The sequence below is a fragment of the Rhodothermales bacterium genome (assembly GCA_039944855.1).
Classification (GTDB): Bacteria; Bacteroidota; Rhodothermia; order Rhodothermales; family JANQRZ01; genus JBBSMX01.
Genome location: JBDUXZ010000031.1, coordinates 96465 through 113324, shown reverse-complemented (window position 1 = coordinate 113324; position 16860 = coordinate 96465). Strand labels below are relative to the sequence as shown.

General features: G+C 68.5%; 15 protein-coding genes. 14 read left to right on the top strand and 1 reads right to left on the bottom strand.

Features of this window, described 5'->3' with window-relative positions:
* The first annotated feature begins 58 nt into the window (after window positions 1-58).
* The 13 genes from trpB to ABJF88_15825 all read left to right on the top strand — a co-directional run bounded on the left by trpB (window position 59) and on the right by ABJF88_15825 (window position 13947).
* The gene (gene trpB / locus ABJF88_15885) at window positions 59-1270 is read left to right on the top strand and encodes a tryptophan synthase subunit beta (GenBank protein MEP0548418.1); all 1212 of its coding nucleotides are present in this window, start codon (window positions 59-61) and stop codon (window positions 1268-1270) included.
* A gap of 5 nt (window positions 1271-1275) precedes the next feature.
* Complete coding sequence (locus tag ABJF88_15880) at window positions 1276-1713, top strand: GNAT family N-acetyltransferase (GenBank protein MEP0548417.1); 438 nt, start codon at window positions 1276-1278, stop codon at window positions 1711-1713.
* Window positions 1710-2534, top strand: coding sequence for a tryptophan synthase subunit alpha (trpA, locus tag ABJF88_15875; protein ID MEP0548416.1), 825 nt, complete (start codon window positions 1710-1712; stop codon window positions 2532-2534). Before ABJF88_15880 ends, trpA begins: the two co-directional genes overlap by 4 nt.
* On the top strand, window positions 2531-3688 hold the full coding sequence (locus ABJF88_15870) for a DUF4837 family protein (protein ID MEP0548415.1): 1158 nt from the start codon (window positions 2531-2533) through the stop codon (window positions 3686-3688). The genes trpA and ABJF88_15870 overlap by 4 nt, the downstream gene beginning before the upstream one ends.
* Before the next feature lie 55 nt (window positions 3689-3743).
* Complete coding sequence (gene hisG, locus ABJF88_15865; GenBank protein MEP0548414.1) at window positions 3744-4667, top strand: ATP phosphoribosyltransferase; 924 nt, start codon at window positions 3744-3746, stop codon at window positions 4665-4667.
* 104 nt (window positions 4668-4771) lie between these two features.
* Window positions 4772-5113 (top strand): hypothetical protein, encoded by a 342-nt coding sequence (locus ABJF88_15860; GenBank protein ID MEP0548413.1) that lies wholly within the window; start codon window positions 4772-4774, stop codon window positions 5111-5113.
* Complete coding sequence (locus ABJF88_15855) at window positions 5106-5432, top strand: DUF4296 domain-containing protein (protein MEP0548412.1); 327 nt, start codon at window positions 5106-5108, stop codon at window positions 5430-5432. The genes ABJF88_15860 and ABJF88_15855 overlap by 8 nt, the downstream gene beginning before the upstream one ends.
* Before the next feature lie 61 nt (window positions 5433-5493).
* Entirely contained in the window at window positions 5494-6000 is a 507-nt protein-coding gene (locus ABJF88_15850; protein MEP0548411.1) for an asparaginase domain-containing protein, read from the top strand.
* A 106-nt stretch (window positions 6001-6106) separates the two neighbouring features.
* Window positions 6107-7609: a choice-of-anchor B family protein gene (locus ABJF88_15845; protein ID MEP0548410.1), complete on the top strand. Its 1503-nt coding sequence runs from the start codon at window positions 6107-6109 to the stop codon at window positions 7607-7609.
* 132 nt (window positions 7610-7741) lie between these two features.
* Window positions 7742-9259 carry a choice-of-anchor B family protein gene (locus ABJF88_15840; GenBank protein ID MEP0548409.1) on the top strand — a complete coding sequence of 506 codons (1518 nt, stop codon included), beginning with the start codon at window positions 7742-7744 and terminating at the stop codon, window positions 9257-9259.
* A gap of 77 nt (window positions 9260-9336) precedes the next feature.
* Window positions 9337-10827 (top strand): choice-of-anchor B family protein, encoded by a 1491-nt coding sequence (locus tag ABJF88_15835; protein ID MEP0548408.1) that lies wholly within the window; start codon window positions 9337-9339, stop codon window positions 10825-10827.
* A 90-nt stretch (window positions 10828-10917) separates the two neighbouring features.
* Window positions 10918-12378 (top strand): choice-of-anchor B family protein, encoded by a 1461-nt coding sequence (locus tag ABJF88_15830; protein MEP0548407.1) that lies wholly within the window; start codon window positions 10918-10920, stop codon window positions 12376-12378.
* Between the two features lie 99 nt (window positions 12379-12477).
* Window positions 12478-13947, top strand: a complete 1470-nt coding sequence (locus ABJF88_15825; protein MEP0548406.1) for a choice-of-anchor B family protein — start codon at window positions 12478-12480, stop codon at window positions 13945-13947.
* Window positions 13948-13949: 2 nt separating this feature from the next.
* Here ABJF88_15825 and ABJF88_15820 read toward each other — a convergent pair whose 3' ends face one another.
* Complete coding sequence (locus tag ABJF88_15820) at window positions 13950-15926, bottom strand: ATP-dependent DNA helicase RecQ (protein ID MEP0548405.1); 1977 nt, start codon at window positions 15924-15926, stop codon at window positions 13950-13952.
* Window positions 15927-16191: 265 nt separating this feature from the next.
* On the opposite strand from ABJF88_15820, the gene ABJF88_15815 reads away from it, so the two are divergent.
* Window positions 16192-16794 (top strand): hypothetical protein, encoded by a 603-nt coding sequence (locus tag ABJF88_15815; GenBank protein MEP0548404.1) that lies wholly within the window; start codon window positions 16192-16194, stop codon window positions 16792-16794.
* Window positions 16795-16860: the final 66 nt, after the last annotated feature.

Here is a 16860-nt window from a genome sequence, read left to right as displayed (position 1 = left end):
TATCATCGTGCGCCGCCCCGTACAGACGCAGCATGCTGCGTCTCTACCTCCCGATCTGATGCAGACGACGACAACTCAATACGCCGCCCCCGACGAGCGCGGGCGCTTCGGCGCCTACGGCGGCGCGTTCGTGCCCGAAATCCTCATCCCCGTCTTGGCGGAGCTGAAAGCGGCGTACGCCGAGGCGAAAGACGATCCTGGCTTCCAGCGCGACGTGGCGGACCTGCTGCGCGACTACGTCGGCCGCCCGACGCCCCTATCGTTCGCGGACCGGTTGACGGCGAAGCTCGGGGGGCCGAAGATCTACCTCAAGCGCGAGGACCTCTGCCACACGGGCGCGCACAAGATCAACAACACGATTGGTCAAGTCCTCCTCGCCCGGCGGATGGGCAAGCGGCGGATCATCGCCGAGACCGGCGCCGGGCAGCACGGCGTTGCCACCGCGACGGTCTGCGCGAAGTTCGGGCTCGACTGCATCGTCTACATGGGGTCCGAGGACATCGAGCGGCAGCACCTCAACGTTCAGCGGATGCAACTCCTCGGCGCCGAAGTCCGCCCCGCGACGAGCGGGAGCCGGACGCTGAAGGACGCCACGAACGAGGCCATCCGCGACTGGGTCTCGAACCCTGACGACACGTTTTACATCATCGGCTCGGTCGTCGGGCCGCACCCGTACCCGATGATGGTGCGCGACTTCCACCGCGTGATCGGCGAGGAGACGCGGCGGCAGTTGCTCCACGAAGAGGGCCGCGAGACGCCCGACGTCGTCGTGGCGTGCGTCGGCGGCGGCTCGAACGCGCTCGGCATCTTCTTCCCGTTCCTCGACGACGAGGGCGTGCGGCTCGTCGGCGTCGAGGCGGCGGGCGAGGGGCTCGACGTGGCGGCCGGGCAGCGGCACGCGGCGACGCTCACGCTCGGGCAGCCGGGCGTGCTCCACGGCGCGATGAGCTACCTGCTGCAGGACGCGGCCGGGCAGGTCGAAATCGCCCACTCGATCTCGGCCGGGCTCGACTACCCCGGCGTCGGGCCGGAGCACAGCCACCTCAAAGACACCGGCCGCGTCCAGTACCGCGCCGTCTCCGATGCCGACGCGCTCGACGGCGTAAAGCTGCTCGCGCGGACGGAGGGCATCATCCCCGCGCTCGAAACGGCGCATGCGATTGCCGTGCTCCCCACGCTCTGCGCCGAGATGCGCGCCGACGAAATCGTCGTCGTCAACGTCTCCGGCCGCGGCGACAAAGACATGGCGACGATCGCCGCGAACCTGTGACGGACGTGTTCACCCGCACCCGCGACGGCCTCACCCTCTCCGACGACCCGGCCCGGCTCGACGTGGCGGCGATCCACGCCTATCTCACACGCTCGTACTGGGCGAAGGGGATTCCGCGTGCCATCGTCGAGCGCTCGCTCCGGGGCTCGCTCTGCGTCGGGCTGTACGACGGCGACGCCCAAGTCGGCTTCGCCCGCGTCGTCACGGACCGCGCGACGTTCGCGTACCTCTGCGACGTGTACGTGCTCGAAGCCTACCGCGGCCGGGGGCTCGGCGTCTGGCTGACCGCGTGCGTGCTCGATCACCCCGACCTGCAGGGCCTCCGCCGGTGGCTCCTCACGACGCAGGACGCGCACGGCGTCTACGAAAAAGTCGGCTTCGTCCGCGCCCCCTTCCCCGAACGCTTCATGGTCATCGACCGCCCCACCCTTTACCAGCGATGACCCGGCTCCAGACGACGATCGAGGCCTGCCGCGCGCGCGGCGAAAAGGCGATGGGGCTGTTCCTCACGAACGGCTTCCCGCACCCCGACGCCACGCTCCCCATCCTCCGCGCCGTGGACGAGGCCGGGGCCGACTTCATCGAGCTCGGGATGCCGTTCTCCGACCCGCTCGCCGAGGGACTCCCGATCCAACACGCGTCCGAGCGTGCCCTCAGTCACGGCGTAACGATGGACGATGCCTTCCGCACGGCCGAGGCGTTCCGCGCCCACAGCGAGACGCCGCTGCTCCTGATGGGCTACGTCAACCCCGTCCTCCGCTACGGCGTGAGCAACTTCTGCCGCGCCGCGCGGTCTTCGGGCGTAGATGGGCTCATCCTCCCCGACCTTCCTCCCGAAGAGGCCGACGTGATCGAAGACGCCGCCGCCGAAGCCGGCCTCGGGCTCGTGTTCCTCGTCGCGCCCAACACGGCGGCCGAGCGCGTTCGGCTCGTGGACCAGCGGGCGACGGCGTTCGTCTACGCCGTCTCCGTGGCCGGGCTCACAGGCCAGCAAATCGGGGGGTTAGATCAAGTCTCCGCGTATTTGGCCCGCACCCGCGCCCTCGTCGACAACAATCCGCTCCTCGTCGGGTTTGGGATACAGACGCACGCGGACGCCCGCCGCCTCAGCGCCCACACCGACGGCTTCATCGTCGGCAGCGCGCTCATCCGCACGGCCGAAGCGCTCTGGGACGACCCGGCGCTGACCGAGCCCGAGCGGCTGGACCGCATCCACGCATGGGCGCACGAACTGAAATTCGGACCCACCGTCTCGCACGCATGAACCGACTCCCGCTCCTCCTCGCTTCGGCCCTCAGCCTCGTCGTGCTCCTCGGAGGGTGCCGCGAGATCACGAACTACAAGCCGCTCGCCGTCGGCGCCGAGGGCGACGTCATGGTCGTCACCGATTCCGCGACGTGGAACGGGCCCGTCGGCGAGGCGCTCCGCGCGACGCTCGGCCGCGAGGCGCTGACGTTCCCGCAGCCGACGCCGGCCTTCACGCTCTCGCGCCAGTCGCTCTCCGACTACGCCCTCGATGGCATCCAGCGCCAGCATAGCGTCGTCTTCGCCGCGCCCTACACCGACACCACGGCGACGGCCCGCTTCCTCCGCGCCCGCCTCGACTCGGCCGGCGTCGCCGCGCTCGACCGCGGCGGACAGGGCGTGATCGAGCGCGACGACCTGTGGATGCGCGACCAACTCGTCGTCTACGCCACGGCCCCGAGCGAGGATGTCCTCGCCGCGCAGATCCGCGCGAATGGCGACCGCCTCCGCGCTTCGTTCGCCCGCCTCGCCCGTGAGCGGCTGACCACCGACATGTTCGACAAAGGCCAGCAGACCGAGGTCGAGCAGCGCCTGCTCGACGAGCACGGCTTCACCGTCAACATCCAGCACGACTACGTCGTCGCCGCTGACACCACGTTCCTCACCGAGCGCGGCGAGCGCGGCACGTTCCTCCGCTTCCGCCGCCTCGCCGGGCAGGACTCGTGGCGCGACTTCTTCGTCTACTACGAGGAGGACCCGAGGCTGGAGCGGCTCCACCCCGACTCCGTCCGCGCCCTCCGCAACCGGCTCACTGAGCAGTTCGTGCGCGGGAGCTTCGACGAGAGCTACATCGCCATCGAGGACCGCGACCTCGTCCGCAGACCCATCGAGACCGACACCGTCAGCCTCGCCGGCCGCTTCGCGCTCGAGACGCGCGGGACGTGGCGGATGACGGGCGACGCGATGGGCGGCCCGTTCGTGAGCTACGCCTTCTTCGACGAGGACACCGGCCGGTTCTACCTCATCGACGGGATGATCTACGGCCCGCGCTACACGAGCGAGCAGAAGCGCGAATTCCTCCGCCAGATGGAGGCCATCGCGTACACCTTCCGCACCGACGATGTCGGCGCCGAAGTCATCGCCGGCTCCGGCCCGCCCGCCACTTCCGAATAATCCAACCGCAGAGGCGCGGCATGCTGCGTCTCTGCTTCTCACCCAACGCCTTTTCATGTCTACCGAAACCGCCCCCACCGCGACCTCCTCCAACGGCACCGCCGAGACGAACGTGCTCCGCCTCGGCCTCCCCAAAGGGAGCCTCCAGGACTCCACGTTCGACCTCCTCGCCAAAGCCGGCTTCAACTTCTCCGTCTCCAGCCGCTCCTACTTCCCCTCGATCGACGACGACGAGCTGACGGCGATGCTCGTCCGCGCGCAGGAGATGGCGCGCTACGTCGAGGACGGCGTGTTCGACGCCGGGATCACCGGGCTCGACTGGATCGCCGAGACGAGCGCCGACGTCCACGTCGTCGCCGACCTCGTCTACTCGAAGGCGTCGATGCGGCCCGTGCGCTGGGTGCTCGCCGTGCCCGAGGACTCCGACATCCAGAGCGTCCACGACCTCGAAGGCAAGCGGATCGCCACGGAAGTCGTGAACCTCACGAAGCGCTGGCTGGCCGACAACGGCGTCACGGCCGACGTCGAGTTCTCGTGGGGCGCGACCGAAGTGAAGGCCCCGGACCTCGTCGACGCCATCGTCGAGGTGACGGAGACGGGCAACTCGCTCCGCGCCAACAACCTCCGCATCGTCGAGGTGCTGCTGAAGTCAAACACGCAGCTCATCGCCAACAAGGCGGCGTGGGAGGACCCGTGGAAGCGGGAGAAGATCGAGAACATCGCGATGCTGATGGAGGGTGCGATCCGCGCAGAGGGCCGTGTCGGGCTCAAGATGAACGCCCGGAAAGAGGATGTAAACAAGATCGTCGAACTCCTCCCCGCGCTTCGCAACCCAACGGTCTCGCCGCTGTTCTCGGACGGCTGGCTCGCGATCGAGACGGTGATCGAGGAGCGGCAGGTGCGCCGCCTCATCCCTGAGTTGAAGCGCGCCGGCGCCGAGGGCATCCTCGAATACCCCATCGACAAGATCATCCCGTAGCAGACCGGCCGTATGACGTAGCGGGCGGAGCGTGCGCGATGGCGTCTCCGCCCGCCGTCGCCTATCTTTCGGCCGCCGCTATTCCCAAGCCTATCCGAAGCCCCTTGAAAACAAACCTCCTCGCCATCGCCCACGCCCGCAGCGGCGACAAGGGCGACGCCGTCAACGTCGGCCTCATCGCCCGCGACCCGAAGGCGTACCCGTTCCTCAAAGAGCACGTCACGGCCGAGCGCGTCAAGGCGCATTTCGGCCCCCGGTGCGCGGGCGACGTGGAGCGGTTCGAACTGGAGAACCTCGGCGCGCTGAACTTCCTGCTGCACGAGGCACTCGGCGGCGGCGGCACGGTCTCGCTCAAGCTCGACGCACAGGGCAAGACGTACGCCGCCCACCTGCTTCGGATGGAAGTGGACGTGCCCGACGACCTCCTCGCCCCGGCGGATGCGTAGGCTCGCGCTCGTCGCTGTGCTCGTCGCCGGCTGCGGATCGGAGAGCCCTTCCGCGCCGGACCTCACGGACAGCTTGATGGTCGACGTGCTCGTGGAGATCCACCTCGCGGATGCGCGGGCGTCGCACACGGGCGAGCCACGCGACAGCCTCCGCGCCGCTGCCCTCGCAGCGTTCGACACAGACACCGTCGCCTTTAACGACGCGCTCGACTACTACGCCCGCCATCCCGAAGCCTACCAGCCGCTCTACGAGCGCGCGCTCGACCGGCTCCTCAACGAGCAGCGCGGCGCGGCGCCGCCCCCCGAATCCGAATGGTGACGGCCCCCACGTTGTAGCCCCTGCCTCCGCCCCGCTCTCCCGCTCCCTAGCCCCGACCCGTGTGCCCATCAAAGTCTTCACCACCGGCGGCACGATCGACAAGGTCTACTTCGACGCCCGCAGCGACTACGAGGTCGGCGACCCGCAGGTCCGCGGCATCCTCGATGACGTCGGCGTGACGGTCGAGGTCGAGGTCGAGACGCTGATGCGGAAGGACAGCCTCGAACTCACCGACGCCGACCGCGCGCTCATCGCCGAGCACGTGCGCGGCGACGCCTGCGACCGCATCCTCATCACGCACGGCACCGACACGATGGTCGAGACGGCGAAGGCGCTCGGCGACACCGGGCGCAAAGTCGTCGTGTTCGTCGGCTCGCTCAGCCCGGCGCGCTTCAAGGGGTCCGACGCCGAGTTCAACATCGGGTTTGCCCTCGCGGCGGTGCAGCTTCTTCCGCCCGGCGTCTACGTCGCCATGAACGGCCATATCTTCCGCGCCGATGCGGTCACAAAAAACCGCCCGGCGAACCGTTTCGAAGGCGAGCCGTATCAACCTCTTAACGCTTCGTGACCCCGTCCCGATACCCTGCGTCCCCCGCTCGGCGATAGATCGCCGGACTGCCGAGTGGCCCCTGCTCCCGTAGGACCCGTTCCTCAACCTCCTAGCCTCTACCTGGATGACTCGTTTTGCTTCGTTCTGCACGCTCCTCGCGATGTTCTTCGCCGCCTCCCCCGGCGCCTTCAGCCAGGAGGCAGCGTGCGTCGACGGCTTCGCTGCTTCGTTCCCCTGCGCCTCCGTCAACCTGCTCAGCCAGGTCTCGCTCGCTGAAATGAACGGCTCGTACGCCAACGACATCTGGGGCTGGACCGACGACATGACCGGGAAGGAGTACGCCATCGTCGGCCTCTCCGACGGGACCTCGTTCGTCGACGTCTCGAACCCGACCGACCCCGTCTTCCTCGGCAAATTGCCCGGTCGGGGCAGCGCGTCCACGTGGCGCGACATGAAGGTCTACGCCGACCACGCCTTCGTCGTGAGCGAGGCCAGCGGCCACGGCATGCAGGTCTTCGACCTCACCCAGCTCCGCGGCCGGACGGGCCCGACGACGTTCGCCGAGACGGCGCACTACAATACGGTCGGCCGTGTGCACAACATCGCCATCAATGAGGACACGGGCTATGCGTACATCGTCGGTGCCGGCGGTGGCGCGGGTTGCGCCGGCGGCCTCCACATGGTCGACATCCAGGACCCGCTGAACCCGACGTTCGCCGGGTGCTTCGACGACGACGGCTACACCCACGACGTGCAGTGCGTGGTCTACGACGGCCCCGACACCGACTACACCGGCGCGGAGATCTGCTTCGCCTCGAACGAGGACACCGTCACCATCGTCGATGTCACGGACAAGGCGAGCCCGGTCGAGATCTCGCAGGCGGTCTACCCCAACGACGCCTACACCCACCAGGGCTGGCTCACCGAGGATCACAAGTACTTCATCGCCAACGACGAGCTCGACGAGAGCAACTTCAGCTTCAACACGCGGACGCTCATCTTCGACGTGTCGGACCTCGACTCGCCGGAGTTCGCGCGGCAGTACAACCACCCCACGGCGTCCACCGATCACAACTCCTACGTCAAGGGGCGCTATGCGTACCAGTCCAACTACACGTCCGGGCTCCGCATTGTCGACCTCGACCGCCTGCTCTCGACGGGTGGCCCGGTGAGGGAGGTCGCCTTCTTCGATACGTTCACGCAGAACGACAACGTCGGCTTCGGCGGCGGCTCGTGGAGCAACTACCCGTATTTCGAAAGCGGGATCGTGATCGTGAGCGACCAGGGAGGCGGCCTCTTCGTCGTCGAGCCGCAGCTTGCGGGTCAGAACCCCGTCGCGAACGAAAGTGACGCCACGCCGGGCTCGGTCGCCCTCTCGGCGGCGTACCCCAACCCCTTCGCCGACCGCACGCAGTTCGAGCTCACCCTCGGCGACACGCAGGAGATCGACGTCGCCGTGTACGACGTGCTCGGCCGCCGCGTGGTCGACCTCTTCCGCGGGACGCTCGGCGCAAACGAGCAGCGCACGTTCGTCTTCGACGGCACGGCGCTTCCCGCGGGGCTCTACTTCGTCCGCGTCACCGGCGAAGACTTCGCCGAGACGCGGCAGGTCGCGCTCACTCGCTAACAGGGCCGCCCTGAAACGTCAGTCTGCCGTACGCGTACGCGTGCCGATCCTCCGACGGTCGGCGCGCGTACGTTTCATGTTCGCCCTCCGTCGACCGACGACCTGCCCGCTCCGCCCCTACCGATCTCTCCTATGCGCTTCTTCCCGCTCCTCCTCGCCCTCTTCTGCCTGACGGCGCTGCCCGCCGCCGCGCAGTCCGTCCCCTGTGACGATGCCGGCATGGCCGGGGAGTACCCCTGCGGCAACGTGACCCTCCTCTCCCACATCGGCCTGCCCACGATGAACACCCAGGCCGGGAACGACGTGTGGGGCTGGACCGACTCCGTCACCGGCAAGGAGTACGCCCTCATGGGCCTCGCCGACGGCACCGCGTTCGTCGACGTCAGCGACCCGACGACGCCCGTCTACCTCGGCAAGCTCCCGACCCACACCTCCGCGACAATCTGGCGCGACGTGAAGGTCTACGGCGACTACGCCTTCATCGTGAGCGAGGCCGACGGCCACGGCATGCAGGTCTTCGACCTCGCCCGCCTCCGCGACATCGCCCCGACGCAGGGGCCGGTCGAGTTCACCGCGGATGCGCACTACGACCGCGTCGGGCAGTCGCACAACGTGGCGCTCAACGAGGAGACCGGCCTCGCCATCATCGTCGGCAACCGCGAGTCCGAGGGCTGCGCCGGCGGGCTCCACCTCGTCGACGTGACGACGCCGCTGAACCCGACGTTCGCCGGCTGCTTCGACGACGACGGCTACACCCACGACGTGCAGTGCGTGGTCTACGACGGCCCCGACGCCGACTACACCGGCCGCGAGATCTGCATCGCCTCGAACGAGGACACCGTCACCATCGTCGACGTGACGGACCGCGAGAACACGGTCGAGATCTCACAGGCGGTCTACCCGAACCCGGCGTACACGCACCAGGGCTGGCTCACCGAGGACCACCGCTACTTCATCGCCAACGACGAGCTCGACGAGCAGCGCTACAGCCACAACACGCGGACGCTCATCTTCGACGTGTCGGACCTCGACTCGCCGGAGTTCGTCGACGTCTACCTCAGCGACTACCCCTCCATCGACCATAACCTCTACGTGCGCGGCGACGCCGTGTACGCCGCCAACTACCGCATCGGCCTCCGCATCCTCGACGCCTCGAACGTCGCCGACGGCGAGCTGACCGAAGTGGCGTACTTCGACACGTTCCCCGTCGACAACGCGAACCAGTTCGGCGGCGCGTGGAGCACGTACCCCTACTTCGCGAGTGGGACGGTGCTGATCAGCGACATGCAGCGCGGCCTGTTCATGGTCCGCCCCGAGCGGGCCGAGCCGCTCGCGCTGGCCTCGTTCTCCGCGTTCCCGTGGGACGGCGGCGTCGATCTGAGCTGGCGACTGGAGCCAGAGGTCGAGGCGTCGCGGTTCGTCGTCGAGCGCGACCAGAACGGGACGTGGGCGACGGTGGGCACCGTGACGGCCAGCGCCGACCGGATGCTCTACCGCTTCCGCGCCAGCGGCCTCGCAGGCGGTGAGCACACCTTCCGCATCCGCGCCCTCGACACGGACGGATTCACCGTCTTCAGCGAGCCCGTGTCGGCGTCGCTGGGCATGGCCGCCGAACCCGCGATGGAATCCACGGACGTGGCGGGCGAGTAAACCTCGCGGCCTCCGACGTACGCGCGGCGGTTCGGCCTTTTGCCGGGCCGCCGCGTCTTGTTTAACTGGAATGCCCTATGCGCTGCCTCCGCTCCACGCTGCTCGCCCTCATTCTGCTGCCGGTCCTCGCCTCGGCGCAGCCTGTTCCCTGCGTGGGCGGCTTCGCGGGTGAGTTCGCGTGCCGCGACGTGGACCTCCTCGCCCGGCTCCCCCTCAACGCCACGCCCGAGTTCAGCCAGTCGTCGAGCGACATCTGGGGCTGGACCGATCCGGTGACCGGGACGGAATACGCCATCATCAACCAGTACAACTACACCGCGTTCGTGGACCTGAGCGACCCGACCGAGCCGGTCGTCGTCGGCACGCTCGACGCGCCGTCGCAGGCCGTCGCCCGCGACGCGAAGGTGTACGCCGACCACGTCTTCCTCTCGACGGACTCCGGCCTCGCGCCCGTGCAGGTGTTCGACCTCACCCGGCTGCGCGATGTCACCGATCCGCCCGAGACGTTCACCGCCGACGTGCTCTATACCGACGGCACGGACCCCCACAACATCGCGATCAACGAGGACTCCGGCTTCGCCTACTTCGTCCTGACAGGCTCCGGCATCTGCGATGCTGGCTTCCACTTCGTGGACGTCCGCGATCCGCTCAGCCCGACCTTCGCCGGCTGCTTCACCTACCCTACGGCCGAGTTCCACGACGCGCAGTGCGTGAATTACGACGGGCCCGACGCCGATTACAGCGGCCGCGAGATGTGCTTCGGCCCCGCCGGCTCCGGCGGCGTCCTCACCATCGTGGACGTAACCGATAAGGCAGACCCTGTTCTGGTCTCTGAAACGCCGTACCCGAACGCCGCCTACACGCACCAGGGCTGGTTGACCGAGGACGGCCGCTACTTCCTCCTCAACGACGAGTTCGACGAGGGCAGCTTCGGGATCAACACCCGCACCGTCGTCTTCGACGTCTCGGACCTCGACGAGCCCGCCTTCTTCTTCGAGTACGTCGCCCCAACGACGTCGACGGACCACAACCTCTTCGTCCACGACGGCTACGTGTATCAGGCCAATTACACCGCCGGCCTCCGCATCCTCGACCTCGCGGAGATCGATGGCGGCGCGCTCACCGAGGCGGCCTTCTTCGACACGCTCCCCGAGAACGACGAGACGGGGTTCGACGGCGCGTTCGGGGTATACCCGTTCTTCGAGAGCGGGATCGTCGTCGTCTCCGACATGCGGCGCGGCCTGTTCGTGCTGCAGCCCCGCCTCGGCACGGCGACCGGAATCGGGTCCGGCACCACGCCGGGCGACGGCGCCTCGCTCGCGGTCTACCCCAACCCGCTCGGCCCGCGCGCGACGGTGGAACTCACCGTTCCGACGGCGCAGTCCGTCGCCGTCGCCGTGTTCGATGTGCTCGGCCGGCGCGTGGTCGAGGTATACGAGGGGTCGGTCTCGGCCGGCACAGCGCACCGCCTCGCGTTCGACGCCGCCGTGCTGCCGGTTGGCTCGTACGTCGTCCGCGTCACGGGCGAGACGTTCGAGGCCTCGCAATCGGTCACGCTCATGCGCTAGCCGTCGCGGGCGGAGGATGGAGAGCCCCGAGTTGTTTACCGACGCCGGCTGTCGTTTCATGGGGTTCCTCCTCCTCTGTCCTGCGCTCCCATGAGATACGGCTTCGCCCTCTGCGCCCTGCTCCTCCCCTTCGTCGCCGTCGCGCAGCCGGTGCCGTGCGAGAACGGTTTCGCAGGCCCCTATCCCTGCTCGAACGTGGACCTCCTCTCCCAGCCCACCGAGGTGGGCGCGTCGGACATCTGGGGCTGGACCGATCCGCAAACGGGCACCGAGTACGCCATCTTCTTCACCGGAGGACGGACCACGTTCTACGACCTCAGCGACCCGACCGCGCCTGTCCTCGTCGGTCGGCTAGCAGCTACCGCCGGGAAAGATGCGCGCGTCTATGCCGACCACCTCTTCGTCGTGGACGACAGCGGCCTGCCAGGGATGCTCGTCTTCGACCTCACCCGGCTCCGCGGCGTCGAGACGCCCCCCGCCACCTTCGAGCACGACGCGGTGTACACCGGGATTGAGCGCGCGCACAACCTCTCGCTGGACCCGACGAGCGGCTTCGCCTACCCCGTTTCTTTCACCAGCCGAGGCCGGAATTGCGCCGGCGCCCTTCACATCGTCGACGTGCGCGATCCGCTGAACCCCGCGTTCGCCGGCTGCTTCACCGGCACGGCCTCGGTCATGAGCTTCCACGACGCGCACTGCATCACGTACGATGGCCCCGACGCCGACTACACCGGCCGCGAGCTTTGTTTCGGCTCCGCCGGGAGCGATGGCGTACTCGCGGTGGTGGACGTGACGAACAAGTCCCGGCCTGCCCTGATCTCCGAAGCGCCGTATCCGAATGCCGCCTTTGCGCACCAGGGCTGGCTCACGGAGGACGGCCGCTACTTCCTCCTCAACGACGAGTTCGACGAGGGCAGCTTCGGGATCAACACTCGCACCGTCGTCTTCGACGTCTCGGACCTCGACGAGCCAGAGTTCGTCTTCGAGCACTTCGCCGAGACGATGGCGACGGACCACAACCTCTTCGTCCGCGGCGACTACGTCTACCAGGCCAACTACGGGGCCGGCCTCCGCATCCTCGACCTCAACGGGATCGACGGCGGCGTGCTCACGGAAGCCGCTTTCTTCGACACGAGGCCCGACGTGGACGGGTTCAGCGGCGCGTGGGGCGTGTACCCGTTCTTCGAGAGCGGGATCGTCATCGTATCGGATATGGCGCGAGGCCTCTTCGTTCTTCAGCCCCGGCTCGATCCCACGACCGACGCCGAACCGGTTGCGGAGCCCAGCGAGCACCTAGCGCTGACGGCGTATCCCAACCCCTTCGCCGGTCACGCTACGGTTGCGCTCTCGGTGGAGACGACGCAACGGGTCCACGTCGCCGTCTACGACGTGCTCGGCCGCGAGGTGGCTCTGCTCCACGACGACTTGCTCGGCGCAGGCGAGGAGCGCACACTCACGCTCAATGGCGCGGGGCTCCCTGCCGGGTCGTACGTCGTCCGTGCCGTCGGAGAGACGTTCGAGGTCTCTCGCTCGGCCTCGCTCGTGCGCTAGCATGGCACTCCGAAAGGGCACGGCGGCGTGGACTTGTATTTGCCCCTCTGCCTTCGTTTCATGCAGCTAGTCTTTCTTGCCTCTTCGACTGGTTAGCCCATGAATCCTCGCTACACCATCCTGGTCCTGCTGCTCCCCCTCATCGTCCTGCTCCTCCCGCTCGCCGCCGCTGCGCAGCCGGTGCCGTGCGTGGATGGCTTCGCAGGTCCCTACGCCTGCTCGAACGTCGACCTCCTCTCGCAGCCGTCCGACGAGGGCGCCACGGACATCTGGGGCTGGACCGATCCCGTGACGGGCGTGGAGTACGCCATCGTTTTCTACGGTCTGGGGCCCCACATCTTCGACCTTAGCGACCCGGCGGCGCCGTTCGAAGTAGCGCGCTTGGAGGGAGGCGGACAGGACGCCCGGGTCTACGCTGACCACCTGTTCTTCGTGGGTGATGGAGGCCAGGGCATGGTGGTCTTCGACCTTAAACGCCTCCGGGATGTCGAGAACCCGCCCGTCACCCTCAGCGCCAACACCACTTACACCGGCATCCAGGGCGCGCACAACCTCTCGCTCGACCCAGAGAGCGGCTTCGCCTATCCCGTCCTCACCGTCGATAGCGACCTCTGCGCAGGGGAACTCCACATCGTCGATCTGCGCAACCTGCGCAGCCCGCGATACGCCGGCTGCTTCGATTCCCCGACGTTCGACCACTTCCACGACGCGCACTGCATCACGTACGACGGCCCTGACGCCGACTATACCGGCCGCGAGCTCTGCTTCGGCTCGGCCGGACTCAACCGCGTGCTCGCCATCGTCGACGTGACGGACAAGTCCAACCCGGTCCTGATCTCCGAAGCGCCGTACCCGAACGCTGCCTATACGCACCAAGGCTGGCTGACCGAGGACAGTCGTTACTTCCTGCTCGATGACGAGCTCGACGAAATGAACTTGGAGATCAACACACGCACCGTCGTCTTCGACGTCTCGGACCTCGACGAGCCGGAGTTCGCCTTCGAGTACGTCGCCGAGACCGCCGCGTCCGACCACAACCTCTTCGTCAAAGGGGATTACGCCTACCAGGCCAACTACACCGCCGGCTTCCGGATGCTCGACCTCACCGAGATCGACAGCGGCGTGCTCACCGAAGCGGCGTTCTTCGACACGTACCCCGAGGAAGATGGGGCCATCCTCAGCGGGGCGTGGGGCGTGTATCCGTTCTTCGAGAGTGGCATCGTGGTCGTCTCCGATCTGGCGCGGGGGCTCTTCGTGCTGCAGCCCCGGCTTGGCACCACGACGGAGGCCGAAGCCGTGCCGGACGAGGGTGTCTCCCTCGCCGTCTACCCCAATCCGTTCGCAGCCCACGCCACGGTGACGCTCGACATCGCGGCCGTGCAGCACCTCCGGGTGGCGGTCTACGACGTGCTCGGCCGCGAAGTAGCCGTGCTCCACGACGGCCTGCTCGGCGCGGGCGAGGAGCATGCGCTGACGCTCGACGGCGCGGGGCTCCCCACTGGGGCGTACATCGTCCGCGTCACGGGCGAGACGTTCGAGACGTCGCGGGCAATCACGCTCGTGCGATAGCCTCAGGCGACGAACCGCTCGCCCTTGGGGGTGAGCGCGAGCGTCCCGGCGAGCGGGTCGGCGACGCGGAGGTAGCCTTCGTGCACGAGCCAGTCAGCGAGGCCGTCGACGCGGTGATCGGGGAGGGCTTCGCCTGCAAGCCACGCCGCCCGGTCGTCGCCGCGCGCGGCGTGGGTGAGGAGCCGGCGGAGCGCAGGCTCGTCCTCCGGCGTGACGACGGCGGGCCGGTGACGGCCGAGACAGACATCGCAGGTGCCGCACCGCTCGGGGCTGGCCTCGCCGAAGTAGCTCAGCAGAAAGTGGCGGCGGCACGTGATCGAGCGGACGTAGCGCAGCATCTCGTCGAGCCGGGCGATGGCGCGGCGGCGCGAGGCGCGGAGCGCGTTCGCGTCGAGCAGAGCACGATCCGAACGGGGTCCGTCGAACGCGACGCGGAGGTCGTCGCCGGGTGGGAGGTAGACCAGGAGGTCGTGCTGAGCGAGGAAGTCGAGGCCGCGCAGCAAGCGGGCACGCGGGAGATTCGTGCGGCGTTCGAGCGCCCGCAGGTCGAGGTCCGACCAGCCGGAGAACGCTTCGGCGTGGACGCCCCGCAGCAACTCACGGACGAAGCCGGCGAGCGCGGCATTGCCCAGCCCATCGGCATACGCACGCACGGTCTCGGCAGGCTGTCGGAAGCGGAGGAGCCCGCGGTGCGCGCTCGGGGACCGTACTTCCCACGCCCCGGCGCGGGCGAGCGCGGCGACGGCGGACCGCACCGCCATCGGCGAGAGCCCCTTCGTGGCCGCGATCGTCTCCACGTCCACCGCCATCGGCCCGTCCGGCTCCGAGCCGATCGGGAGCTGGGCGAGGCTGCACGCCGCCTCGTACACCGTCTGCACGACCGCCGCCTCGGGATGCCCCTCCTCGGTGAACGACTGCGCCGCGGCGGCGTCGCGCTCGGCGAAGAGCAGCACGGCGAACGCCCGCTCGCCGTCGCGCCCGGCACGGCCCGCCTCCTGATAGTAGGCCTCCACCGTGCGCGGCAGATCGACGTGGAGCACGAAGCGCACGTCGGGCTTGTCGATGCCCATGCCGAAGGCGCTCGTCGCCGCGATCACGCGCGTCTCGCCGCGCTGCCAGCGCTGTTGGACGGCGGTGCGGGTGTCGGTCGCGAGCCCGGCGTGATAAGCCTCGGCGGCAAAGCCCGCCCGCCGCAGCGTCTCGGCCCACGTCTCTGTCCCGCGCCGCGTTGAGGCGTACACGATCCCGCTGCCGGGCACGCTGCGCAGGATCTCCAGCGCCTTCTCTTTCTTGTCGTCGGTGCGGAAGACGCTCGGGACGACGTTCGGCCGGTCGAAGCCGTGGACGATCACGCGCGGCTCGCGGAGCCCGAGGCGCTCGACGATGTCGCGGCGGACGTCCGGCGTCGCCGTCGCCGTGACGGCGATGACGGGCGGGTGTCCGAGGAGCGCCGCGCCATCGGCGATGCGGAGGTAGGCCGGGCGGAAGTCGTGGCCCCATTCCGAGATGCAGTGCGCCTCGTCCACGGCGAGCAGCGTCGTCGGGAGGCGGCCGGCGCGGGCCTCGAACGTCTCCGACTCCAGCCGCTCGGGCGAGAGGTAGAGCAGGCGGTAGCGGCCGAACTCGGCGTCGGTCCAGCGCTGCTCGGACTCGTGATATGGCAGCGAGCTATCGATGAACGTGGCTGGGACGCCACGCGCCGTGAGCCCGCTCACCTGATCGCGCATGAGCGCCACGAGCGGCGAGACGACGACGACGAGCCCGCCCTGCAACACGGCCGGTACCTGGTAGCACACCGACTTCCCGCCGCCCGTCGGCAGCACGGCGAGCACGTCGCTCCCGCCGAGGACGGCTTCGATAGCAGACCACTGGCCCGGCCGGAAGTCCTCGTGCCCCCAGTGCCGCCGGAGTGCCGCCGTCGCATCACGCCGCGACGGACCGGGCGACGTCGGGGAAGCGGGAGAGGCGGCAGGTGTCATCGGTTGAGTCAGGGCGAGCGAGCTAGAAAAATATCGCGCTGAGGTTACGTCGAGGGCGCACGTGTGTCTAATGGGGCAGGATAATCATAGGAGCCCCCAGAAATAATGGTGGGGGCGGCCGGCGCATCCGGAGTTCCTGGTGGGGGACTTTCAAGGTGCGCCGGCCTTTATTTTTGGCGCTACGTGCTGATACTCCGGGCATGCGCGGCCCGACTCGTCGCTCGCCGCCTCCCCTAGCCCATTCCCCACGTTCCCCCAGCACGTTATGCGCCCAGCAACCCGCGTCCTCTCGCTCGCCCTCCTGATCGCCCCCCTCGCCCTCGTCGGCTGCGACGCCCTCGAGAACGTCGCCGGCCTCGACGACATCAACGTCCCGCTCGGCAGCGCCGGCGATAACATCCCCGTCGCGCCCAACGCGCTCGTCTATCAAGCAGGCATGGTGGACATCGGCCAGGACATCCCCGGCTCGCCCGGCGTCGAGAACATCATGATCGACCGCGAGGACGTCTCCTTCACGCCCATCGAGGCACGCGGTGCGAACGGCGCGGCCGGCACGTGCATGCTCTCCGCGACCCTGCTCATCGACAATATGCCCGCCGTGACCGGCACCGTCGAGATCGTCGACGACGTGGTATCGGCCGTCGCCGTCGGCTACGCGAGCCCCGCCTACGACCGCGCGCGGCTCTGCGAAGCGATCGACGCCGAGGTGTGCCCCGTCAGCGAGGGCCTCACGGAAGCGCAGATCCGCGGCGCGGTCGAGTCGGCCATCAACAGCGGTGGCTTCAGCGCCGGCGTCGTCGTGGACAACCCCGGCGACTGCCAGGGCACGCTCGACATTGAGCGCGCGACGTTCGACCTCGACCTGTAGGCCGCACGCTTTACCAACAGGCACGGGGGCCGGGGATCACGTAGATTCCCGGCCCCCGCTGCGTCT

What these genes read in the sequence shown, in the direction of transcription:
- ABJF88_15870 (MEP0548415.1), top strand. Translation starts at nt 2,531, where the DNA reads ATGAACCGACTCCCGCTCCTCCTCGCTTCGGCCCTCAGCCTCGTCGTG.
- ABJF88_15825 (MEP0548406.1), top strand. Translation starts at nt 12,478, where the DNA reads ATGAATCCTCGCTACACCATCCTGGTCCTGCTGCTCCCCCTCATCGTC.
- hisG (MEP0548414.1), top strand. Translation starts at nt 3,744, where the DNA reads ATGTCTACCGAAACCGCCCCCACCGCGACCTCCTCCAACGGCACCGCC.
- ABJF88_15830 (MEP0548407.1), top strand. Translation starts at nt 10,918, where the DNA reads ATGAGATACGGCTTCGCCCTCTGCGCCCTGCTCCTCCCCTTCGTCGCC.
- ABJF88_15855 (MEP0548412.1), top strand. Translation starts at nt 5,106, where the DNA reads ATGCGTAGGCTCGCGCTCGTCGCTGTGCTCGTCGCCGGCTGCGGATCG.
- ABJF88_15845 (MEP0548410.1), top strand. Translation starts at nt 6,107, where the DNA reads ATGACTCGTTTTGCTTCGTTCTGCACGCTCCTCGCGATGTTCTTCGCC.
- trpB (MEP0548418.1), top strand. Translation starts at nt 59, where the DNA reads ATGCAGACGACGACAACTCAATACGCCGCCCCCGACGAGCGCGGGCGC.
- ABJF88_15815 (MEP0548404.1), top strand. Translation starts at nt 16,192, where the DNA reads ATGCGCCCAGCAACCCGCGTCCTCTCGCTCGCCCTCCTGATCGCCCCC.
- ABJF88_15820 (MEP0548405.1), bottom strand. Translation starts at nt 15,926, where the DNA reads ATGACACCTGCCGCCTCTCCCGCTTCCCCGACGTCGCCCGGTCCGTCG.
- trpA (MEP0548416.1), top strand. Translation starts at nt 1,710, where the DNA reads ATGACCCGGCTCCAGACGACGATCGAGGCCTGCCGCGCGCGCGGCGAA.
- ABJF88_15835 (MEP0548408.1), top strand. Translation starts at nt 9,337, where the DNA reads ATGCGCTGCCTCCGCTCCACGCTGCTCGCCCTCATTCTGCTGCCGGTC.
- ABJF88_15840 (MEP0548409.1), top strand. Translation starts at nt 7,742, where the DNA reads ATGCGCTTCTTCCCGCTCCTCCTCGCCCTCTTCTGCCTGACGGCGCTG.